The 22,429-nt window shown below is 63.6% G+C and carries 17 protein-coding genes; 10 read left to right on the top strand and 7 right to left on the bottom strand.

The genetic code is table 11. From position 1 onward, the window contains the following. Positions 1-71 precede the first annotated feature (71 nt). The 9 genes from AC1DYX_RS02705 to AC1DYX_RS02665 all read left to right on the top strand — a co-directional run bounded on the left by AC1DYX_RS02705 (position 72) and on the right by AC1DYX_RS02665 (position 9,878). On the top strand, positions 72-1,397 hold the full coding sequence (locus tag AC1DYX_RS02705) for a hypothetical protein (RefSeq protein ID WP_477256007.1): 1,326 nt from the start codon (positions 72-74) through the stop codon (positions 1,395-1,397). Between the two features lie 89 nt (positions 1,398-1,486). Further along, positions 1,487-2,431: a hypothetical protein gene (locus tag AC1DYX_RS02700; protein WP_477256005.1), complete on the top strand. Its 945-nt coding sequence runs from the start codon at positions 1,487-1,489 to the stop codon at positions 2,429-2,431. Next, positions 2,428-3,279, top strand: a complete 852-nt coding sequence (locus tag AC1DYX_RS02695; protein ID WP_477256003.1) for an isocitrate lyase/phosphoenolpyruvate mutase family protein — start codon at positions 2,428-2,430, stop codon at positions 3,277-3,279. The genes AC1DYX_RS02700 and AC1DYX_RS02695 overlap by 4 nt, the downstream gene beginning before the upstream one ends. Before the next feature lie 61 nt (positions 3,280-3,340). Continuing rightward, positions 3,341-4,171 (top strand): hypothetical protein, encoded by an 831-nt coding sequence (locus AC1DYX_RS02690; protein ID WP_477256001.1) that lies wholly within the window; start codon positions 3,341-3,343, stop codon positions 4,169-4,171. Positions 4,172-4,181: 10 nt separating this feature from the next. After that, positions 4,182-5,405 (top strand): pyridoxal phosphate-dependent aminotransferase, encoded by a 1,224-nt coding sequence (locus AC1DYX_RS02685; RefSeq protein WP_477255999.1) that lies wholly within the window; start codon positions 4,182-4,184, stop codon positions 5,403-5,405. 46 nt (positions 5,406-5,451) lie between these two features. Further along, on the top strand, positions 5,452-6,852 hold the full coding sequence (gene fumC / locus AC1DYX_RS02680; protein WP_477255997.1) for a class II fumarate hydratase: 1,401 nt from the start codon (positions 5,452-5,454) through the stop codon (positions 6,850-6,852). Between the two features lie 59 nt (positions 6,853-6,911). Next, positions 6,912-7,754 (top strand): hypothetical protein, encoded by an 843-nt coding sequence (locus AC1DYX_RS02675; RefSeq protein ID WP_477255995.1) that lies wholly within the window; start codon positions 6,912-6,914, stop codon positions 7,752-7,754. 56 nt (positions 7,755-7,810) lie between these two features. After that, complete coding sequence (locus AC1DYX_RS02670) at positions 7,811-9,100, top strand: MFS transporter (RefSeq protein WP_477255993.1); 1,290 nt, start codon at positions 7,811-7,813, stop codon at positions 9,098-9,100. 115 nt (positions 9,101-9,215) lie between these two features. Beyond that, positions 9,216-9,878 (top strand): hypothetical protein, encoded by a 663-nt coding sequence (locus tag AC1DYX_RS02665; protein ID WP_477255991.1) that lies wholly within the window; start codon positions 9,216-9,218, stop codon positions 9,876-9,878. A 20-nt stretch (positions 9,879-9,898) separates the two neighbouring features. Here the strand turns inward: AC1DYX_RS02665 and AC1DYX_RS02660 are convergent, their stop codons facing one another. The 5 genes from AC1DYX_RS02660 to AC1DYX_RS02640 all read right to left on the bottom strand — a co-directional run bounded on the left by AC1DYX_RS02660 (position 9,899) and on the right by AC1DYX_RS02640 (position 17,599). Then, positions 9,899-10,720: a hypothetical protein gene (locus AC1DYX_RS02660; protein WP_477255989.1), complete on the bottom strand. Its 822-nt coding sequence runs from the start codon at positions 10,718-10,720 to the stop codon at positions 9,899-9,901. A gap of 244 nt (positions 10,721-10,964) precedes the next feature. After that, the gene (locus tag AC1DYX_RS02655; protein WP_477255987.1) at positions 10,965-14,081 is read right to left on the bottom strand and encodes an efflux RND transporter permease subunit; all 3,117 of its coding nucleotides are present in this window, start codon (positions 14,079-14,081) and stop codon (positions 10,965-10,967) included. A 5-nt stretch (positions 14,082-14,086) separates the two neighbouring features. Beyond that, the gene (locus AC1DYX_RS02650; protein WP_477255985.1) at positions 14,087-15,277 is read right to left on the bottom strand and encodes an efflux RND transporter periplasmic adaptor subunit; all 1,191 of its coding nucleotides are present in this window, start codon (positions 15,275-15,277) and stop codon (positions 14,087-14,089) included. A gap of 229 nt (positions 15,278-15,506) precedes the next feature. Beyond that, entirely contained in the window at positions 15,507-16,874 is a 1,368-nt protein-coding gene (locus tag AC1DYX_RS02645) for an ATP-binding protein (protein WP_477255983.1), read from the bottom strand. Beyond that, positions 16,871-17,599, bottom strand: coding sequence for a response regulator (locus AC1DYX_RS02640; protein ID WP_477255981.1), 729 nt, complete (start codon positions 17,597-17,599; stop codon positions 16,871-16,873). The genes AC1DYX_RS02645 and AC1DYX_RS02640 overlap by 4 nt, the downstream gene beginning before the upstream one ends. A gap of 229 nt (positions 17,600-17,828) precedes the next feature. On the opposite strand from AC1DYX_RS02640, the gene AC1DYX_RS02635 reads away from it, so the two are divergent. Continuing rightward, positions 17,829-18,293: a Spy/CpxP family protein refolding chaperone gene (locus AC1DYX_RS02635; protein ID WP_477255979.1), complete on the top strand. Its 465-nt coding sequence runs from the start codon at positions 17,829-17,831 to the stop codon at positions 18,291-18,293. Positions 18,294-18,361: 68 nt separating this feature from the next. On the opposite strand, the gene dsbD is transcribed toward AC1DYX_RS02635, so the two are convergent. Then, a complete protein-coding gene (dsbD, locus tag AC1DYX_RS02630; RefSeq protein ID WP_477255977.1) occupies positions 18,362-20,281 on the bottom strand; it encodes a protein-disulfide reductase DsbD in 1,920 nt (639 codons plus the stop codon). Between the two features lie 104 nt (positions 20,282-20,385). Continuing rightward, positions 20,386-22,389, bottom strand: coding sequence for a methyl-accepting chemotaxis protein (locus AC1DYX_RS02625; protein WP_477255975.1), 2,004 nt, complete (start codon positions 22,387-22,389; stop codon positions 20,386-20,388). Positions 22,390-22,429 lie beyond the last annotated feature (40 nt).

Below are 22,429 nucleotides of genomic sequence, written 5' to 3'. Positions count from 1 at the left end.
TGATTCGGGCGACTTCCGCCTGTAATTGACTATCAGGGAACCCTGGACATCCTCGTCCGGGGTTCTCTTCCATGTTGACCAGCCAGTTCACTTTTATGCACCTCAAGCAGCCGAAAATCATCCAGGGCGTGCAGTACCAGCGCTCCAGCGCCAGCCTGAATTTTGTCAGCGGACAATCCCGTTTTGCGCTTGACCTCGACTCCGATCAGCTTGCCGAGAGCGTCGAGCAGGTGTTGAACGACCTCGTGCCCGGAACCATGGAAATGGCGGAACTCGCGCGCCGCCACGATGCCGCACTCGCTCCCTACGATACGCGGACATTGATCGACATTCTGCTTGGCGAAAATATTCTCACGGAGTCCAAGCCGTTTGGCGCCGCACGCGACGGCGCGAGCCTGTTCCATGAATTGCGCGCACATTTCCGGTCCCACATCGCGCCGTCCTTTGCCGACGAGCCGGGCGCCGTGAAATTCAGCCAGGGTGCGCTGACCCAGGAGGAACTCAAGGCCTGGTCGATCGAATACTACTTTACTACCCGGTTTGCGGAACAATGCACGGTCGCTGCGCTCAACCATCACGGCAAACCTGGACTGCAAGCCCTGATCGAAGAATTCTTTATCGAGGAAGTCGGCCACGACAAACTTCTGGAGCGCTCGCTGATCGGTTTCGGCTTTACCCGGACTGATCTTGAACAACTGAGCCCGCATATTTCAACCGTGGCGGTCATGGGGATGTTGCTGCGTTCCTCGCTGTTTGATCTTCCCCTGTTCATCACGCTGGTTGGGCAGCTCGAAGGGACCGAGGCCCAATGCCGGCGCTATATCGCCATGCTGGAGAAATCCGGATTGCCCGAAGACGCGATCCGCCCGCAGATCACCCACGAATTGATTAACATCGAACACGGTCATTTCGACGAGGCCTTGAAGATGGCGGTAGCGCTGGAAAGTGTCGGGGACCAGGACATCGCCAGGTGCCGGCGGCTGCTTTCGCTGTACGGCGAAATGCGCAAGACGGTCTACCCCTGGGTATTCCCGGGCACTGCATCGACCCGCCCACTGACGGCGGAACATTACCGGGATGCCTGGCGCAGCTACGCCCCATCGATCAAGAAAACGGTGCTGCCGATCGCGTGCGCCAATGCATCCGAGAGCGTGGCGCGCGGACTCGTGCGCGACTTTGTGGAATTGCGCAAGCATCCCGCCATCGAATGGACGGCTGATGGCGACCAGCATGTTGCCGGTGCGATCCTGGAGTATTCCTTATGGAAGCTCGCTTACCAGGAACCGGGGCATATCGCCTCGATCTTCGCATGGCTCGACGCGACCGCACATGGCGCTACGGCCGAGGCCGACGCCGTGCCGGGCTTCCTGCGCGCCGCCTTCGCGCCGACCAGGTGAGAACACTGCGGCGCGGCAGCAGGAATGCCCGCCCAGCACATCGGCAATCCGCCGACACATCGAAACGAACAACCTGAAGTGACTATGCCATGAATACACACTGGTCCCGGATGCCCGATTGGAATCAACTGACCCACGATCCTCAAAAGCACCGCCATTATCCGGCCGAGTTCGAATACAGGCTCGTCTGGGAAGACCTGCAATATGCGTTCGCAAACCGGGCCGAACAGGTTCTCCAGGATTACACCTTCCTCGGGTTGAAGCCCGAATGTTTTCGCCGACGTGTCTCCGGTCGCGTGCTCGACTATCTCGTCCAGGCCGGGTTCACCCTGGTCGATGCCGAGATCCGTCACATTCCGCCAGCCGACGAGAACTATATTTGGCGTTTTCAATGGAACACCGCCACGAACGATCGCTTGCGCCTGATTAACATCAAGAACCGGGGGGAAGTGACTGCAATCCTCCTGTTGCGCCGTCCCGCCTCGGAGCATGGCCAGGTTCCCGCCAGTGTCCACCTCGCATCGCTCAAGGGATCCTCGGCCTATGTCGAGCGGCGCCAGGCACATGACCTGCGCACCATCCTCGACATTCCGAACCGGGCACTGACGTTCATCCATTGTCCGGACGAACCGGCTGACGTGATGCGCGAATGCGTGTCGCTGTTTCCGGACACGACGCGCGTGATCGACCGGTTACGCGAAGGCCGGGACGATACGCGCCGCATCGTCGACCTGGTGCTCGCCCATGAACAGACGGTCGCGCACCACAGTGTGCGCTACGCCGAGGTTGCCGAACGCCGCGCTCTGCACATCGATACCAGCCGCAAATTACCGCTCGACGACATTCGCCCCCTGTTCGGCGACCTGGGTAATGAGCTCGAGCGCTGGGATTTCGTCAGCGTCGCTGCGGAGCACATCCGTCACGACCGTACCGACGAAGGTCCGGTGATCTCGACCCGGTTCCTGCCCCAGATATTCGACAGTTGGTCCACGTCCGCGACCCGGCCCATCAAACACGAAGGAGATGCCCCATGAGAAAACGCTTAGCACTGTCGACTACGAGCTTCGACGTCGCAATGGAAATCCACAACCCTTTGTCAGCTATCGTGGCGCAGACCAGCGGCTTCGGCGCGCTGTGGGGATCTGGCCTCACGTTCGCCAGTGCCATGGGGTGCCGCGATCGAAACGAAGTGTCCTGGACGCAGTCCCTGCACAATCTGATCGAAGTGGTCCAGGTCGCACAGCAGCCCATTTTGTTCGATTGCGATTCGGGGCACGGCGACTTTAACAATTTCCGGCACGTGGTGAAGCGCATCGAGCAGATCGGCGTCGCCGGTGTGGTCCTCGAAGACAAGGTTTTCCCGAAAAATAATTCGTTTGTCGAAGGCGACCAGTCGCTGGTCAGCATCCGCGAACAGGTCGGCAAGCTGCGGGCGGGCCTCGACGCCCGCGCCAGCGAGGATTTCCTGGTTGTCGCTCGCAATGAAACACTGATTGCCGGCGGCTCGGTGTCCGAGGCACTGGACCGTTGCGCGGCCTATGTCGATGCCGGCGCACACGCAGTGTTCATCCATTCGAAACATCGCGATCCCGGGCAGATCTTCGACTTCCTCGCCCAGTGGCGGCGACGCGCACCTGTGGTGATCGCACCGACGACCTATGACGACGTGCATTTCGACGAGTTTGCGCACGCGGGCGTCAACCTCGTGCTGTGCGCCAATCATAGCCTGCGCGCCTCGGTCCGCGCCATGGAGCAGGTGTGCCAGCAGATCCTGCGCGAACGTCGCTTGAGTGCGGTGCGGAACATGGTCTGCTCGATGGACGGCTTATTCTCGATGCTGGATTACGGCGAACTGGAACAGGACCTGATCAAGTACGGCTGATGCCGCCTGCATTGCGCTTCATTTCCACACGTTTTCAACTGAGCCTTTCATAGGACGAACCATGAGTCATGCAGTAGCAACTTTTCTGGATTATGTGAACAAAGCATTGGCGGACGTCAGGGAACAGCGCTTGGTTGATGCCCTGCTTTCCGGCTTCCAAAACAATACCGCTCGGCTGGAGGACTACGGTCTCACCTATGCGTTCATTACTTCCGAAAAGTGGTCGACCCCATCGCTGTGCACGTTTTTCTGCGGGTGGCGCAGCCCGGACGGCGCCGCCCATGCGGTATCGAGTATCGCAGTGCGCCTTCTGCAGGAAGCCGCGGAACTGGAGCGCGACGACGACAAACTGAAGCTGCTGGATGCAGCCCGCCACTGCGGCGAAATCATCGTCGAAGACATCGGCCTGGGTGAACTGCACGGCCATCCGCACCATTCGAAGCTGTATCACCGGATGGCCTCGGCCATTTGCGGCTCCGACGAGTGGCGCCTCCAGGACAAATACCTGGACCCTGTCACCAGGGAGTTCTCCACTTGGGTCGGACAAAAACGTCCGCTGGCCCCGCAGCTGATGGAGGCGATCGAAATGATGATCATGACCGAGCTTTTCAACACCGGCGAATACAACATGATGACGCCGATGTGGAAAGCCTGGATCCGGCACCACTATGGCTATTCGGCCAGCGAAGTCAACCATGTTGCCTCGTTCCTGAGCGTTCATTGCGGCAGCGTCGAGGCCCGCCATTTCACCCATGCCGCCAGCGTGCTGGAGCTGTATGCAAGCGCCACCGGGCAAGAAATCGATTATGCGCGCATCGCCGGACTATCCAATGAATACGTGTCCAGGGCATGCGAACACGTGAACAAGATGGCATCCGTCCTGAAACACTGAACACGGAGAAATGGCATTGACGACCATGACGACATTTCCGCGTTCACTGTCCCAGCGGATGGAACTGGTGTCCGCCCCAGGTACCTCCAGCATGCGCGCCAAGGCGAATGCGCTCCGGGCACAAGGCGTCGACATCCACAATTTCGCGGCGGGCGAATTGTTTCTCGACGCCAGCGAAGGGATGAAACGTCACGCCATCGACGCGGTCCGGAACCGGCGTAACCGGTACACGCCGCCGCTGGGCATGCCTGAGCTGCGGGAAATCCTGGCCGAGCACCTGAGCCGGCGTACCGGAGTCGCATACTCTCCAGCCGAAGTGGCGGTGACCTGCGGGGCCAAGCAGGCCCTCTTCAATACCGCCCTGGTCTTGCTGAACCCCGGGGACGAAGTACTCATACCCGCACCGTACTGGGAGACGTTTCCGACGCAGATCCAGTTGGCAGGCGGCGTCCCGGTCATTGTCGACACCAGCGCGCACGGCTATCGTCCGCGCATCGACGATCTGCGTGCGGCGCTGACAGGGCGCACGAAAATGATCGTCCTGAACACACCCAACAACCCGACCGGCGTCGTCTACGACGAGACATTGCTGCGGCAGATCGGCGCATTCGCTTTGCTGCACGGTCTTTGGGTGGTCTTCGACGAATGCTACGGGGATCTGGTGCGCGCTCCCCATGTGCACCACAGCCTGATCGGTTTGTGCCCGGAACTGAAGGAACAGACGATCGTCGTCAATTCCTTCTCGAAGAGCCACGCGGTCACCGGCTGGCGCGTGGGTTATGCCGGCGCGCCGGCGCACGTGATCGGAGCGATGCACAACCTGCAAGGACACACGACATCCAATCCTTCGACATTGGCGCAGTGGGCGGCACATGGCGTCATGCACGACCGGGATACCTCCTTCGTGGAACAGGCAAATGCGTTCCTGGAGCGTCAATTGCGTACCGCACTGGCGATCACCGCCGACATCCGCGATGTCAGCCTGGCGCCGCCGGAGGGCGCGTTTTACCTCTACTTCAACGTAAGCAACAAGCTCGGCCGCAGCTACCTGGGGAGCGGCGTCGACAACATCGACCAGTTGGCAACCATCCTGTTGAGCGAAGCACACAGCGCCGTCGTGCCCGGAAGCGCGTTTGGCGATCCCTTCGGGTTCCGGATCTCGTATGCCCTCGAAGAGGCGGCCCTGGAAACCGGATTGGCCAGAATCCGCGACGTGTTGAACGCGATCGATTGAACGGCGGCCGGCAAATGATTCCCACACTGATGAATATGGAATGACAATGACCCAAGTACGGATTGAAACCGACTCGTTCGGCCCTGTCGAGGTGCCGTCCGACCGCTATTGGGGCGCACAGACGCAGCGCTCCTTGCAGAACTTCGATATCGGTGCGGATCGGTTCCGCTGGAAGTTCCCGGTAATCCAGGCACTCGCCATCCTGAAGAAAGCGGCCGCGCTGGCAAATACGGAGCTGGGCCAACTGCCGTCGGAAGCGGGACAGGCGATCGCACAAGCAGCTGACGAGGTGATCGCCGGAAAATGGAACGACCATTTTCCGCTGGTCGTGTTCCAGACGGGTTCCGGAACCCAGTCGAACATGAATGCCAATGAAGTGATCGCCAACCGTGCGAGCGAATTGCTCGGAGGCTCCTTGGGGACCAAGCGCCCGGTCCACCCGAACGACCATGTGAACTGCGGACAATCGTCGAACGATACGTTTCCCACGGCGATGCACATCGCCGTCGTGATGCAACTGGAAGGCCTGCTCTTCAGCAAAGTCGGGCAATTGCGAGACACGCTCGAACACAAGGCCGCGGCTTACGCATCGGTCGTCAAGACTGGACGCACCCATTTGCAGGACGCCACCCCCATCACTCTGGGCCAGGAAATTGGCTCCTGGGTCGCGCAGATCGACAACGCGCTTCTCGTGTTGCGCCGCACCCTGCCGGACCTGTACGAGCTGGCCATCGGCGGCACCGCCGTCGGAACGGGTCTGAATTCGCATCCGCGCTTCGGCGACCTGTGCGCCCAACACATCGCGGCGCAGACCGGGCACCCTTTCCGTGCTGCCGGCAACAAGTTCTTTGCCTTGTCGGCGCACGACGCCCTGGTCGCGATTTCCGCCGGACTGCGCACGCTTGCGGGCGCGCTGTTGAAGATTGCAAACGACATACGCTGGCTCGCCAGCGGCCCGCGCTGTGGTATCGGCGAGATCCTGATTCCGGAAAACGAACCGGGCTCGTCCATCATGCCCGGCAAGGTGAATCCGACCCAATGCGAAGCTTTATCCATGGTCTGCGTACAAGTGTTCGGCAATGACGCAGCGACCGCTTTTGCCGGGAGCCAGGGCAATTTCCAGTTGAATGTCTACAAACCAGTCATGGTACACAACGTATTGGAAAGCATCGATCTTCTCGGCGACGCCTGTACGTCCTTCGATATCCACTGCGCACGTGGAATCGAACCCAACTTGCCGGCCATCGAACGGAATCTTTCCAACAACCTCATGCTGGTAACGGCACTGAATCGRCATATCGGTTACGACAATGCGGCCAAAATCGCCAAGACTGCTCATAAACAGGGCAAGACCTTGCGCGAGGTCGCGATCGAATCGGGGTTGACCACACCACAGGATTTCGATGTGTGGGTCGATCCCTCGAAGATGACCTACCCTGATGCGTAAGCCCAGGTCATCGCAACCTGCAGCAGGAYGTTGATCAACCTTCTTTCATTGAACAGGATATGAACAGCTTACAAACCGCTGAAAGCAGCCTCCATGAGATCATCACTCCGGTCCTTGCGGAAATGAAACCCGGAGTATTGCGAACCGCATTACTGGAAACGTTCGCGGAACAGCGCGAATGCCTGGAAACCATCGAACAGTGCTTCGTCGACCTAAGCTCGCGCGCCCACGCAAAAGAACCGCTGCGGTATTTTTTCGCCAGCTGGTCCAAGACGAACAATTCCGCCGCCAGTGTTTCGGGCCTGGCGAACCGGATGACGCTGCTGGCCAGGCGCCAGCAGGACCCCGTCGTCGGTCAACGGTTGTTCGATGTCTGCGCCAGCCTGCAACGGATCACCGACGAAGACCTGGGGGCACTTGGCGGGAAACTGCATTCCGACCTGTTTTATACGATGGCAACCACTGCCTGTTCGGACGATGCCTGGCTGCTGAAGTCCTATTGCCTGCAATCCGCGCAGAACTTCAAGGACTGGACCGATCGCCAGCGCCTCGTCGAGCGCGATCCGCTGAAAGGATTGTTGACGACGCTGATCCATGAAGTCTATACGCACGGTGAAGTGGAATTCATCCATCCGTTGTTCCAGGACTGGTTCCGCGCCCATGTGGGAACGCCGGCCGAACAAGTCCGCTATTCCGTGGCCTGGGTTACCGTGCATACCGGCGGTACCGAAAGCGCGCACTTCTCCCATGCCGTCAAGGCCGTCGAGGATTATTGCCTGGCCATGAATACTCCGGCCGACCTCGCCACCGCCAAAGAGGTTTTCCGAACCTACCTCCTGCGCAAGAAGACGGTGATGGCGGACTGCGCTACGGTATTGCGGCAAGATAAACTGGTCGCGTAAAGTTCTATGCAGTAAAAAGCCGGTCGGCGTGCCGTTGCCGACCGGTTGCCGTTATGGTGTCCGGTTTCATCCGTTTTCCGATCTTTTCCGCTTTTTTCATTCCTTTTATGCCCGCCCATTTCACTGATTCCCGGACATCTCCCTACCGATGGCTGATCCTGATCGCCGCCACCGTCCTGCAGGCCGGCGCGGCGTTCGTCACGCAAGGCATCGCCGCGTTGGCCGGCTATCTGCAAAAAGACCTGCACCTGTCCACCACGCAGGTCGGCCTCCTGATCACGGCGTCGAGCGTGGCGCCGATCTTCACCCTGCTCTTCGTCGGCGACCTGCTGGACCGCAAATCGGAACGGAGCATCATCGTCGCGGGCATGCTGATCATGGCCATCGGCCTCGTGGGCGCCGGCGTCGCGCCCGGCTTCCTGGCCTTGTGCGTCGCCCTGTTCGTGGTCGGCATGGGTTACAGCACGGTGCAGCCGGGCGGCAGCCGGTCGGTATCACAATGGTTCCACAGCCACCAGCTGGGAATCGCGATGGGCGTCCGGCAGGCGGGCCTGCCGCTCGGCGGCGCGGCGGCGGCGGCGGCGCTGCCGTTCATCGTCGGCCTCCAGGGCTGGCGCGCCGCCTTCCTCTGGAGCGTCGCCGTCGTGCTGGCGGTCGGCCTGTTGTTCTGGACGATCTATCGCCCGCCAAATCTTCCCGATCGTCCCGGCAAGCGTGCCGTGCTGACCGTGTTCTTCCTGGTCCGGATGGTGCGTCAACGCTGGATGCAGCGCGTCGTCTGGTCGGGCCTGGCCCTGGTCGGCACACAATACGGCATCGTCGTCTTTCTGATGCTGTTCCTGCGCGACCGGTTCGGCATGCCGTTACACGAGGGCGGGTGGCTGTTGCTGTTGATTCAGCTGTGCGGCGGCGTCGGGCGTATCGTGCTGTCGGTCTGGAGCGACCGCTGCGGCAAGACGGGGGACCGGTTCTTGCCGGTGGGCTCGAGCATGGTGGTCACCTGCCTGGGCCTGTTGGCCCTCCTCAACCTGCCCGTCGATGTACCGCGTGCCTGGCTGCTCTGCCTGATTGCCGTGCTCGGCTTTTTTGCGCTGGGCTGGTATGGACCGTGGGTCACCTATATTGCGGATTCCGCGCCGGCGAACAGCGTCGGCCTGGCCCTCGGCACTGCCATGACCGTGAACCAGATCGCCATCGTCCTGACCCCGCCCGCGCTCGGCATGATCCATGATCTGACGGGCAACTACAATGCCGTGTGGGGTGCATTGATCGGGTGGGTGGTCGCGACCCTGTTGCTCCTGCACGTCCTGGGCCGGTTCCACAAGCCGCAGGCGGCCTCGATATAAAGGCTGGTGCTATGCTGCTGGGGCAAGAGAGAAATACCATCCACCGCGCGCATGGCTGATCCAATCTTGCGCGCTTGTCCGAACGCTCAGCGTTCCGCAAACGTGAAAGACGTCCATGCCGAAATCGACGGGTGTGAATTGGTCGCGTTTTTCTCCCATCCAGATCCTCGAAAAATATACCGCTCGTACGTTTGACCGGCGCTACGGCACGGAGACGAGCACATTTGCCGATCTGAGGGCGCTCGACATTGCCAGCGAGCATAACCGCCATGGCGAGCGCTACCAGCCATCTCCTGTCTATTCCTTGCGGCGCCTGCTGCGCCGCCTCGGCATCGACTATCCGGCCTTTTCGTTCATCGACTTTGGTTCAGGCAAGGGCAGGACGTTGCTGATCGCCGGCGAACTGCCGTTCAAGAATGTAATCGGGGTGGAATTCAGCAAGGAACTGCATCTGCTCGCCGAGCGGAATATCGAACGCTATCCCCGGCGCGGCGCAGGCGTGATCCGCGCGGTGCATGCCGATGCCTGCCAGTTCGAGCCGCCGCCGGATAACCTCGTCCTCTACTTCTTCAATCCGTTCAACCGGCCGGTGTTGAGCGAGGTACTGGCCAACATCAACACCTCGTTGAAGGCAATGCCGCGCAAGGTCATTCTGATCTACCTCTTCCTGCCGAATGAAGAATGGCTGGCGGCATTGGACGGTTTCAGCCTGCGCGAAAAATGGCATCACTACTGCGTGTTCGAATACACGCCGCCGCCCACGCACCAAGCCTCCTGAATCGACCGCGGTGTGCAGCACTATCGCGGCGGCTTGTACTCCGGGAACATTTCCTTGTACAGGAAGTTCATCAGCTCCTGCGTATCCTGCGGCCGTGCCGACAGCGTGACCACACGATTCAGGCGATGCGAGTCCCACTCGAAGTCGCCGGTCTTTTCCTTGCGGATCAGCTCGATCATCTTCTTGACGATCGCCGTCTCGATGTCCGGCTCGCTGCCGCGCTCGACCGTCACGGCCGTCAGCCAGCGGCGCTTGAAGTTCGGGTTCCAGCCGCGGAATTTCAGGTCGGCCGTGCTGAACGTCTTGTTGGTGATGCTGAACACGCCGCCCGTCTCGTTCGGATCCTGGCCGCCGCGGCCGTTGATGGCGGCGATGTTGGCGATCGCGTTGCGCGTGCCGCGCGCCGCTTCGCTTTCCTCGGCCTGGTCGGTCTGCGCCGGGGCGCCGCGGCGCTTGCGCTGGGCCTCGATGTAGGCCTGCATGTCGACTTCCTGCGGCGGCGCCTTGGTCTCTTCCTTCGGCTTCGGTTGCGGTTTTTCCTCGACCGGCTTGACGTCCGGCACGGTGATCGTGTTCGGCAGGCGCGGCATCGTGATCCGCGGCGGCGTAAACTTCGGTGCGGCGGCCGCCTTGGCCGTATGCTTCGGCGCCTGCTCGGCCGGCTTGGCGGCCGGCTTGTTCTGTTTCAGCGGCGGCAGCCAGACGACGGCTTCGCCGGACTTGGGCGGCGCATGCTTTTCCGCCTTGGGCTGGAACAGCCAGACGGCCACCAGCAGCAGGTGCAGTGCGATCGTGATGGCGATGCCGGTCCGGTTCGGGCCTTTTTGCCCGTAGATGACCACTTTCCGTCCGGGCAACGGCTGGCCGCAATGTATGCAGACATCGCTATCTTCCATCGCAATGTGGGAATGGTCACGCAAGATAATGAACGCCCCGGTCGGAGGACAAATAAAAGATATGGACGAGGCGCAGTCTAACCGGTTTGGTTGACCCGCGCATGCGGTGTTAAGGTTCTGTAATGAGCTTACAAGCAGGGTAGCTTAATGGTTGTTACAGTGTGTTTCAACCTTGCCACACGGAATTTCATCAGGCGACCTTGGTCAGGACGACTTTCGACTCCTGCTCCGCCTCGACGAGCTGCGCATCCGTCATCGGRCCGCTGCCGCTGTATTTGTCGAGGTACAGGTAGATCACGGGCGTGATGTACAGCGTGATGACCTGGGAAAAGATCAGGCCGCCGCACACGGCCAGGCCCAGCGGCTGGCGCAGCTCGGCGCCGGCGCCGAGGCCGAGGGCGATCGGCAGCGCGCCCATCAACGCGGCCAGGGTGGTCATCATGATCGGGCGGAAGCGCAGGATGCACGCCTCGCGGATCGCCTGCTGCGGCGCCATGCCCTGGTTGCGCTGGGCATCGAGGGCGAAGTCGATCATCATGATCGCGTTCTTTTTCACGATACCGATCAGCATCAGGATGCCGATGATGGCGATCATCGTCAGGTCGAGGCCGAACAGGCGCAGGGTCAAGAGCGCACCCACGGCGGCCGACGGCAGGCCGGCCAGGATCGTGATCGGGTGGATGAAGCTTTCGTACAACACGCCCAGCAGCACGTAGATCACGCCAACGGCGGCGATAATCAGGATCAGCTGGCTCGACTGCGAATCCTGGAACACGGCCGCGTCGCCGCCATACTTGGTGATGATGGACGCCGGCAGCTTCATGTCGCGGCCCATCTGCTCGATGGCGGCGGTGGCGTTGCCGAGTGGCGCATCCGGCGCCAGGTTGAACGACAAGGTGATCGCCTGCAACTGGCCCTGGTGGTTGACGGCGATGGGCCCCACGGTGCGCTTGACGGTCGCCACGCTGGACAACTGCACCAGTTGGCCCGTCTTGCTGCGCACCGACAGGCGCGACAGCGCGTCCTCGAACTGGCGGTCCTCGTTCGCCGTTTCCAGGATCACGTAATAGCTGGCCGCGCTCGAATAAATGGTCGACACCTGGCGCTCGCCGAACGCCGCGTACAGCGCCGTGCGGATGTCGCCCATCTGCACGCCGAGCAGGTTGGCCTTGTCGCGGTCGATGTCGAGCTTCGCCTGCAGGCCCTTGTCCTGCGTGTCGCTGGTGACGTCGCGGAACATCGGGTTGTTGCGCATGCGCTCCATATACTCGTTGGCCCACTGGCTGATGTCCGCGCCCGAGACGCTCTGCAGGGTGTACTGGTAGCGGCTCTTGCTCTGGCGGCCGCCCAGTTGCAGGTTTTGCACCGGCGCCATGTAGACATTGATGCCGGCAATCTTGTGCGTGGCCTTGCGCAGGCGGTCGACGACCTGCGGCATCCTGTCCCGCTGCGTGCGGGGCTTCAGCACGATGAACATGCGGCCGTTATTGCCGCCGCCCGAGAACGACGTCACGTCCTGCACGGCCAGGTCGGCCTGGATGGCCTGCGCCACCTTCGTCTGCAACTCGACCATCGCGGACGACGAGATGTCCTCGGCGGCTTCCGTCGTCACGCGCAGCTGGCCAATGTCTTCCTCGGGGAAGAAGCCTTTCGGGATCGTCGTGTACAGCACGACGGTCAGCGCGAACGTGCCGAACGCGGCCAGCAGCACGACGAATCGATGCTTCAGTGCCACGTCGAGCGTTTTTTCGTAGCCGTTGCGGAGCAGCGTGAAACCGCGCTCGAAGTGACGGCCGATGAAACTCTTCTCTTCCGTGTGGTCATGGCCATGGGAAGGCAGCAGGCGCGATGCCAGCATCGGCACCAGCGTCAAAGACACGGCAGCCGATACGAGGATCGCGAGGCCGACGATCACGGCGAATTCGTGGAACAGCAGGCCGATCACACCGGGCATGAAGAAGATCGGGATGAACACGGCGACGAGCGACACGGAAATCGACAAGATCGTGAAACCCATCTCGCGCGAGCCGTCGAGCGCCGCGCGCATCGGCTTCTTGCCCATCTCGATGTGGCGCACGATGTTCTCCAGCACGACGATGGCATCGTCGACGACGAGGCCGACGGCGAGCGTGATGCCCAGCAGCGACACGTTGTCGAGGCTGTAGCCGAGCCAGTACAGCAGCGCCAGCGCGCCCAGCAGCGAGATCGGCATCGTGATCGCAGGGATGAACGTGGCCGACGCGCGGTGCAGGAACAGGAAGATCACGAGCACGACGAGGCCGACCGTGAGCGCCAGCGTGAAGTTCACGTCGTGGATCGCCTCGCGGATCGACTTCGAGCGGTCGTTGACGAGGTTGATCTTGATGGACGCCGGCAACTGCGACTGGAAGCGCGGCAGCAGGCGGCGCACGCCGTCGACCACCTCGACCGTATTGGCGTTCGGCTGGCGCTGCACGAGCAGCACGATGGCGCGCTCGCCGTTGTAGGCGCCAAAGGCCCGGGTCGACTGGTAGCTGTCCTCGACGACCGCCACGTCCTTCAAACGCACCGGCAGGTTGTCGCGCGTGGCGACGATCAGGTTCTCGAAATCGGCCGCCTTCATCATCTGCGCCGGGCCCTGGATCGTCAGCGTCTGCTGCGGGCCGTCGAGGATGCCCAGCGCGGAATTCGAGTTGGCGGAGCGCAGCGCCGTCGCCAGCTCGTCCATCGTGATGTTGCGGGCGTTCATGAGGTCGGTCTTCGCGCGCACGCGCACGGCGAAGCGCTTGCCGCCGTTGACGGACACCTGCGCGACGCCCGGCAACGTGGAGATCGCCGGCGACACGAGGTTCTCGGCGTAGTCGTTCAGCTCCGACAGATTCATCGAGGGCGACGTCATCGTCATGAACAGCACGGGCGCGTCGGCCGGGTTGACCTTGCGGTACGACGGCATCGTCGTCATTTCCTGCGGCAGCTGGCGCTGCGCGGCGAGCAGCGCGGCCTGCACATCGACGGCGGCCGCGTTGACGTCGATCGACGGGTCGAATTCCAGCGTGAGCGACGTATTGCCCTGCGTGCTCGTCGACGTGATCAGGTTGATGCCGGCGATGGTCGAGAACTGTTTTTCGAGCGGCAGCGCGACGGACGACGCCATCGTCTCCGGGCTCGCGCCGTCCAGGTTGGCGTTGACGTTGATGACGGGCGTGTTATAGCTGGGCAGCGCCGCCACGGGGATGTGCGAGTACGCCAGGATGCCGACCAGGATCAGGCTGATCGACAGCAGCACGACCATCACGGGCCGGCGGATGCACAGTTCGGACAGGTTCATCGTGTTCAGCCCTTGGCGGCGACGTGGACGGCCTTGCTGTCAGCGCCGCTGTCACTACCTTTGTTCAACTCGGACGCCAGGCGCACCTTGGCCCCCGGCCGCACGTTCTGCTTGCCTTCCGTAATGATCTGCTCGCTGCCGGCGAGACCGCTGACGGCAGCGTCGACGCCGGCGCCGTACACGCGCTGCACGGGCACGAGGCGCGCGGAATGGTCCTTGTCCAGCACGTACACGAACGTGCCCTGGGCATTCGTGATGATGGCGTTCTGCGGGATCACGACGGCATCCTTCAGCGTCTGCACGATGACCCTGGTGTTGACGTACTGGCCGGGCCACAGCGTGGTCTCTCGGTTGTCGAACTCGGCCTTCACCTTGATCGTGCCGGCTTGCGGGTCGACCGTGTTGTCGACGAAGCTGAGCTGGCCCTTCACCGGCGCCAGGTCGGCACCGGGCAGCGCCTCGACCTCGACCTTGCCCCGCTTCTGCGCCGCCAGCAGCGCCGGCAGGCTGGCTTCCGGGAGGGTGAACGCGACGGTGATCGGGTCGAGCTGGGTGATCGTCGTGAGCGACGTGGCCGGCTGCACGAGGCTGCCCGGATAGACGTTGATGCCGCCCACGCGGCCGGACATCGGCGCGCGGATCGCCGTATAGCTCGTGGTGACGCTGCTCGCACGCGCGGCCGCGCTGTCGGCCTGGAGGGTGGCGCGGGCCTGGTCGACCTGGGCACGCAGCGTGTCGACGGCGCTCTGGGCGATGAAATGCTGGGCGAACAGGTCCTGGCTGCGCTTGAACTGGCGCTCGAGGTCGGCGAGCGAAGCGCGGTCGCGCGCGACCTGGGCCTGGGCCTTGTCGAGGTTGGCGCGGTCTTCGCGGTCGTCGAGCGAGAACATCAGCGCGCCCTGTTTGACGAATTGCCCTTCCTTGATGTGGACCTGGCGGATGGTCGCCGTCGTCTGCGGGTGCAGGTCGACCGTGCGGATCGGCGTCACGGTGCCGTTGGCCTGCTGGACGACGGCCACGTCGTGGCGCTGCGGTGCCACCACGTTGACGACGGCCGGCGGCTGCCCGCCCTTGCCCTTGCCGCCCGGGGCGGCGGCCCCATCGGCATGCGTATCGGATCCATGGTTGAGAATCCACGTACCGGCGCCGGCAGCGACGACGATGCCGGCGATGATCGCGATATTTTTGCTTTTCATTCCATTCCCTGTGCCGCCTCTGGCGGTCGATCTATTTATTTTTTTGCATCGTAGGGTGGGCATTTGGGGCCGGTAGCCCCAAATGAAACGTGCCCACGCGTTACGCCGGCGGCCCGCATACGTTACGCGTGGGCACAGGGGTGCCCACCCTACCAGTCTTTGCGGTGATTCTCCCACACGGGTGTAACAGCAATGTTTCTGCCGGCGAGAATTTGCCGCAGCGTTGTGATTACTTGCCTGGGTAGTATTCCGGCAACATGAGAGTCGCTTCCAGGCCACCCTCCGGATGGTTGGCGAGCGTGATGCTGCCGCCGTGCTGCTCGGCGATGTTGCGGGCGATCGTGAGACCGAGCCCGGTCCCGCCCGACTCGCGCGAGCGCGACGTCTCGACGCGGTAGAACGGGTCGAACACGCGCCCCAGTTCGCCGCCCGGGATGCCGGGGCCGGCGTCGCGAATGCGGATGCGCGCGGCGCCGTTGATGCGGTCGACGTTCACCCTGGCCGCCTGGCCGTACTTGACGGCGTTGTCGATCAGGTTGACGAGGCAGCGCCGCAAGTCCATCGGCCGGCCCAGCAGCGCCATGCCGGCATGGCCGGACAAGGTGACGCGCTGGCAGCTCTCGGCCGCGTCGGCGCAGACGGAATCCAGCAGCGAGTCGAGGTCGAGCATCTGCATGGTCTCGCTCGTGTCCATGCTGCGCGCGAGGTCGAGGCCTTCGCGCACCATCGCCTGCATCGCCGACAGGTCGCCGATCAGGCGCTCCTGCAGCTCCGCATCGCCGACCTTTTCCAGGCGCAGGCGCATGCGCGTCAGCGGGGTCTGCAGGTCGTGCGTGATGGCGGCCAGCATCTGCGTGCGCTGAAAGATGTACTGGCGGATGCGCGCCTGCATCGCATTGAACGCGGCGCTGGCCTGGCGGATCTCGTCGGCGCCCGTGAGGTCGAGCGGCGGGTGGTTGATGTCGTTGCCGAGGTCTTTCGCGGCCTGCGCCAGCTGCTTCAGCGGGCGCGTCGTCATGCGCGCCACGAGGTAGGCGAGGAAGGCGACGCTGACGAGGAAGATCGAGATGGTCCACGTGTAGTCGGTGCGCTGCGGCGACGTGGCCGAGCGCGGCGGCAGCACGGACAGCATGAGCTCGTCGCCATCGCGCAGGCGTACGCTGAGGCTCTCGCACGTGCCGCGCCACTTCATGCGCAACAGGCCAAACACGACGGGCTGTTCGCGCGCGGTCGCGCACGCGGCGGGACGCGTGGCCAGCGAGCGCATCACATAGCCTTTGCCCATGCGTGCGGCCAGGGCCTGGGTGAATTCGGACGTGGTCGGGGCGAGCGCGGCCGGGCGGGTGTCGACGTCGACGAGCTGCATGCCGGGACGGTTCGCGACGTCCAGGTAGGCCTTGCGCGCCGACTCGGGGACGATCTCGGTGGCCATGATCAGCTGCTCGGCGCGGTCGAGGTTGTGCAGGTCGCGGAACTCGTCGATGACGCGCGCGCGCTCGGCGTCGGCCAGCAACTGGGTCAGCGCGGCCGTCAGCAGGATACCGAGCAACAGGGTGGCAAACACGCGGCCCGTCATCGAGCCGAGGAAAGCTCTCACGCGCTGGGCTCCACCGTGACCTGGCCAGCCAGTACGTAGCCGCCGTTGCGGACGGTCTTGATGATCTGCGGCATGCGCGCATCCTCGCCGAGCTTCTGGCGCAGGCGGCTGATCTGGATGTCGATCGAGCGGTCGAACGGATCGGCGTCGCGGCCCTGCGTGAGATTCAGCAGCTGGTCGCGGTTCAGCACGCGGTTCGGGTGTTCGAGGAAGACGCGCAGCAGGCGGAACTCGGCGCCCGACAGCATGATGACGACGCCCTGCGGATTGACGAGGTGGCGCGCCGTGAGGTCGAGCGTCCAGCCCGAGAATTTCATCTGCTGCACGTTCTCGGCCTGCGAGGTCGGCGGCATCGCATGGCTGCGGCGCAGCACGCTGCGGATGCGTGCCAGCAGTTCGCGCGGCTCGAACGGTTTCGGCAGGTAGTCGTCCGCCCCCATTTCCAGGCCGAGGATGCGGTCCAGCGGCTCGCTGCGGGCGGTGAGCATGATGACGGGCATGGTCGAATGCGCGCGCAGCTTGCGGCACAGCGTGAGGCCGTCGTCGCCCGGCAGGTTGAGGTCGAGCACGATCAGGTCCGGACGCGTTTCGTCCAGGATTTTCCACATGGCGTTGCCGTCGGCTGCGGCGAGCGCGCGGTAGCCGTTCGCTTCCAGGTAGTCGGCCAGCAGGGAACGGATATCGCGGTCGTCGTCGACGATCAGGATGGTAGATGGATTGTCCATATCACCATTATCGCGAGTTGGCGGTGCAATGAACAGCCACTTTGTATCGGCTTGTATATGGATCTTCCAAGGAAACAAATTGATACAAAGAACGAGACAGCGGAAAAGCTCCGCTTACATCTTCAGCCCATGATGGACACCGTGCGAAGACGACGCGATGCACGCAGATCGGAGCACGAAGACTAATTTTGGCCGTTTGCCAACTTTTAACCCTGACCAGGACCTAGAGATGAAAACCTATCGCAAACACTTTATCGCTGCCCTGTCCGCACTGACTCTCGGTGCCGCCGCACTGGGCGCCCACGCACAGACCGCGGACCAGGCCGCTACGCCGCAGGCCCGCCACGGCGCCCACGCACAGCACCAGAAACTGACGCCGGAACAGCGCGCGCAGCGCATCGCGAAGCTGCACGACGAACTGAAGATCACGCCGGCGCAGGAAAACGCCTGGAACGCTTTCGTCGCCTCGATGCAGCCGCCGGCCCGCCAGCAGCACGATCGCGCCGCCTGGGCCAACCTGACGGCTCCGGAACGCATGGCGAAGATGATCGAGCGGCAGAAGCAGCGCACCGCGGCCCTCGAGCAGCGCCAGGGCGCCCTCAACACCTTTTATTCGGTGCTGAACGCGGACCAGAAGAAGACGTTCGACGAGAAGGCGGCGCACTTCGGCCGCGACCACGGCCACCGCGGCTGACCGTAGGGTGGGCACGGGGTGCCCACCCTACGCAACAAACGGACGCCGCGGCGTCCGTTATTTGTTGGTCATTGCAACCTGCTCAACGACCCAAGGAACTTGTTCGTATCCTGATACCCGATCACCCGGCTATCCGGAATCTCCGTGCCCTGCCGGTCGAACATGATGATCCCCGGCGGCCCGAACAGCCTGAAGCGCTTGAGCATGGCGCGATCATCCGCATCATTGGCGGTCACGTCCACCTGCAGCAACACCGTATTCGCCAGCCGCGCCTTGACGGCCGGATCGACGAACGTCAGTTTTTCCATCTCCTTGCACGACACGCACCAGTCTGCATAAAAATCGAGCATCGCCGTGCGGCCGCCCGTCGCGGCCAGTGCGGCGTCGAGTTGCGCGACGGTCTTGATGCGCGTGAACGCGAGCGGCTGCGCCGGTGCACCGCCCGTAAGGCGGGCGAGCGGGGCGAGCGGATCGCGCGCCCCGCTCGCCACGCCCACCAGCTGGAGGGCGCCCAGCACGGTGAACGCGGCACCGACCGCCAGTCCGGCGTAGGGTGGGCGCCCCGCGCCCACGCGGACATTCGTCGCGACTCCGCGCAGCAGCCAGTACCCATAGCCTAGCAGCAGCGCGGCCCACAACAGCATTTGCGCCAGCCCCGGCAGCACAGGCGCGGCCATCCACAGGGCCATCGCCAGCATCAGCACGCCGAAGAAGCGCTTCACGGACTCCATCCACATGCCGGCGCGCGGCAGCAGCGAGCCGGCGGACACGCCCACGAGCAGCAGCGGAATGCTCATGCCGAGCGCCATCGCGAACAGCGCGGCGCCGCCGATGACGACGTCGCGCGTCTGGCTGATGTACACGAGCGCGCCCGCGAGCGGTGCCGCCACGCACGGGCCGACGATCAGCGCGGAGATCGCGCCCATCACGAACACGCCCGCGAGCTTGCCGGACGACTGGCGGCCCGATGCGCTGGCGAGACGCGTCTGCAGCGCGGCCGGCACCTGCAGCTGGAACACGCCGAACATCGACAGCGACATCAGGGCGATCAGCAGCGCAAAGCCCGAGAGCACCCAGGGATTCTGCAACGCGGCGGCCAGGCCTTCGCCGACGAGGCCGGCTGCGACGCCCAGCGCCGTATAGACGATCGCCATCCCGAGCGAATACGCGAGCGACAGCACGAAGCCGCGCGTGCGGTGCACGTGCCTGCCCTCGCCCACGATGATCGACGACAGGATCGGCACCATCGGCAGCACGCAAGGCGTGAACGCGAGACCAAGGCCCAGCAGGATGAACGCCGGGATGATCGCGAGCAGGCGGCCGCCCTGCAGCAGCGACGCGATACCGGACAACTCGGACGGTGCCGCAGACGAAGGTGCGGCGGCCGCGGATGCGGCTGACGCCGGCGCGGCGGCGGCGGTCGGTGCGTCGACCTGCGGCGCCGGCTGGGCGGCCTGTCCCGGAAACGCGAAGCCGCCGGACTGGCCGGACGACGGCAGCGTGGCCCCGGGCGCCGCACTCATCTGCGGTGCGCTGCCATCGGTGCCCGGCGTGAGCTGGACCGAGGCCTCCTGTGGCGGATAGCACAGGCCCTTGTCCGCGCAGCCCTGCCCCGTGGCGCTCAGCGTGAGCGGACCGGCGGCCTCGACGGGAATACGGATCTCGACGCCATTGTGATACGTCTCGACGTTCTTCTGGAACGTGTCGTCGTACTTGACCTTGCCGGGCGGGATGGCGGGCTCACCCAGCTTCGCGCCGGTCGCAGTGAAACGGAAGCGTTCGCGGTACATGTAGTAGCCGTCGGCGATCGCGTAGTTGACGACGATCGTGTGTGCATCGGCCATGTGCGCGGAGAACTTGAATGCCTGTTCGGGCGGCAGGAAGTCGTCGTCCGCCTGGGCGGCCGGAATGTAGGCGAAGCAGGCCAGCAGTAGCGCGCACAGCGTGGCCAGCAGACGCGCAGCGGACGAAGAGGAAGATCGGAACATGGATAGTCAGATTGGTTCAACGCAGCAGCATGGTACACCGGGCGCCGGACCATTGCACGGCGGCTGGCGAAACGGCAAGACCGATCCGCCAGCCCTTGACTTGCTCAGGCTGCGAGCCTGACGACGGGCGCCGGCCGGGGCTGCGACGTCGATACCGCGCGCTGCGTGGATTGATCGTTGCCGGTGCGGAAGACGCTCACGATACGCGCCAGGTTGCGGGCCTGTTCATCCAGGCTCGACGCCGCCGCAGAAGCTTGTTCCACCAGGGCGGCGTTCTGCTGGGTCGTATCGTCCAGGTGGGTGATGGCGTCATGGACCTGATGGATGCCCGATGCCTGTTCCCGCGAGGCCTCGACGATTTCCGATACGAAGGAAGACACCCGCTGCACGCTGGACACGATATCGTCCATCGACGTGCCGGCCTGGCTCACCAGGCGGCTGCCGGCCGCGACGCGCTCCACACTTTCATCGATGAGCTGCTTGATCTCCTTGGCTGCAGCCGCGCTGCGCTGCGCCAGGCTGCGCACTTCGCCGGCGACGACCGCAAAGCCGCGCCCCTGTTCGCCCGCCCTTGCGGCCTCGACGGCAGCATTGAGCGCAAGGATATTGGTCTGGAAAGCGATGCCGTCGATGACGGCGATGATGTCGACGATCTTGCGGGCGCTGTCGTTGATCGCCTCCATGGTTGCCACCACGTCGGTCACCACCTTGCCGCCGCGCCGGGCCACGTCGGAAGCCTGGATCGCCACCTGGCTGGCCTGGCTGGCATTCGCGGCATTTTCCTTGACGGTGGACGTGATCTCTTCCATGGAGGCAGCCGTCTGTTCCAGGCTGGACGCCTGCGACTCGGTGCGGGACGACAGGTCCGCATTGCCGAGCGCAATGTCCCTGGTCGTGGCACCGATGGTATCGACGCCGACCTGGACTTCGCCCACGATCCTGCGCAGGTTGTCGTTCATGCGTGCCAGCGAAGCCAGCAACCGCGCGGTTTCGTTGCGTCCGGCGGACGAGATACTCGCCGTCAGGTCGCCGGCGGCGACGCGCTCCGCGATCTCGACGGCATTATTCAGCGGCCGGGTCACCGAGCGGGCGATCACGTAGAGCATCACGCCGCCGCATGCGAACAGGACGGCGACGGCGGCGAGCATGCCCAGCCTGCTACGCTGGAGGGCGGAAATCCTGGCGTCGAGCATGCCGTCGAACTGCTCCGTGGCCTTGTGCGCGAACGCGTACTGGGCATCGATGGCCGTCGTCGTGCGCTTGACGTATTCCGGTCCGGAGAAGGTGAGCGCCTCCGCCTTCACGATCTCCTCCATGGCCAACCTCATGGTCTGCTGCGCCTGCTCACGCATGTCCCGCACCGGACCGTCCAGCGCCGCGGCCAGGGCCGGGTTCGCGCGGGCGGCCTTGTCGAACTGACTGGTCATCTGGTGCAACCGGTCGGCGACCCGTGCCACGATTGCGGACAGGGCCAGCCGATCTTCCGGGCTGGCGGCCCGGGCTGCCAACAAGCCGGCGCCCTTGGCCCGCATTTTGCCGAGCTCTTCCGAGAGGTAAGGCAACTGGTAATAAATAGCCTGAATCAGCTGATAGGAATCCACGCTGGGATCCAGGTTCAAGCCGTAATGGTCGGCCACCTGGTCCTCGACGGCCAGCAGCTTGGGTACCAGGGCCGTATGCGCCTCATAGCTCTGTGGCACCGTGATCGTCCCCGCGGCCACGCGTCCGCGCAACGCCTCCCAGTCGCGCTTCGCATCCACCCACGCCTGGTCGATGCCGGGGGCGTGCAGGCCGGCGACGATGGCCGACATGGCCGCGTAGTTGGCGTCTACTTCGCGTTGCTTCTTTTCCCGCTTGGGAACGGCTTCCGCGACGCCTCCGACCACGAGCGCCGCCAGGCCGCGGTGCTGCTGCGTGGTCTGGATGGTATCGAGTATGGTAGCCACCGGCGCGCGTGCCCGGGCTTCGAGCTCCAGGGCATCCAGTGCCTTGCCGGTCTCCCGCAGGTAGAACGAGGCCGGGATGGCGGCGACGATGACGCCGACCACGCTCAGGATCGCGAATTTATGCCAGAGCAGCAGGTGCTCGAGTCGACGTTGCAAACTCATAATGTTGTCCATTGTAAAATGAAGCGATGCCATTGCGATC

Source organism: Massilia sp. P2_C2, assembly GCF_056404615.1.
Note: the sequence above shows the minus strand (reverse complement) of the source record. Positions and strands in the feature narration are given on the sequence as shown.

Bases quoted from the DNA above. Each gene is read 5' to 3' on its own strand.
- AC1DYX_RS02705 (WP_477256007.1), top strand. From the start codon at position 72: ATGTTGACCAGCCAGTTCACTTTTATGCACCTCAAGCAGCCGAAAATC.
- AC1DYX_RS02700 (WP_477256005.1), top strand. From the start codon at position 1,487: ATGAATACACACTGGTCCCGGATGCCCGATTGGAATCAACTGACCCAC.
- AC1DYX_RS02695 (WP_477256003.1), top strand. From the start codon at position 2,428: ATGAGAAAACGCTTAGCACTGTCGACTACGAGCTTCGACGTCGCAATG.
- AC1DYX_RS02690 (WP_477256001.1), top strand. From the start codon at position 3,341: ATGAGTCATGCAGTAGCAACTTTTCTGGATTATGTGAACAAAGCATTG.
- AC1DYX_RS02685 (WP_477255999.1), top strand. From the start codon at position 4,182: ATGGCATTGACGACCATGACGACATTTCCGCGTTCACTGTCCCAGCGG.
- AC1DYX_RS02675 (WP_477255995.1), top strand. From the start codon at position 6,912: ATGAACAGCTTACAAACCGCTGAAAGCAGCCTCCATGAGATCATCACT.
- AC1DYX_RS02665 (WP_477255991.1), top strand. From the start codon at position 9,216: ATGCCGAAATCGACGGGTGTGAATTGGTCGCGTTTTTCTCCCATCCAG.
- AC1DYX_RS02650 (WP_477255985.1), bottom strand. From the start codon at position 15,277: ATGAAAAGCAAAAATATCGCGATCATCGCCGGCATCGTCGTCGCTGCC.
- AC1DYX_RS02640 (WP_477255981.1), bottom strand. From the start codon at position 17,599: ATGGACAATCCATCTACCATCCTGATCGTCGACGACGACCGCGATATC.
- AC1DYX_RS02635 (WP_477255979.1), top strand. From the start codon at position 17,829: ATGAAAACCTATCGCAAACACTTTATCGCTGCCCTGTCCGCACTGACT.
- dsbD (WP_477255977.1), bottom strand. From the start codon at position 20,281: ATGTTCCGATCTTCCTCTTCGTCCGCTGCGCGTCTGCTGGCCACGCTG.
- AC1DYX_RS02625 (WP_477255975.1), bottom strand. From the start codon at position 22,389: ATGAGTTTGCAACGTCGACTCGAGCACCTGCTGCTCTGGCATAAATTC.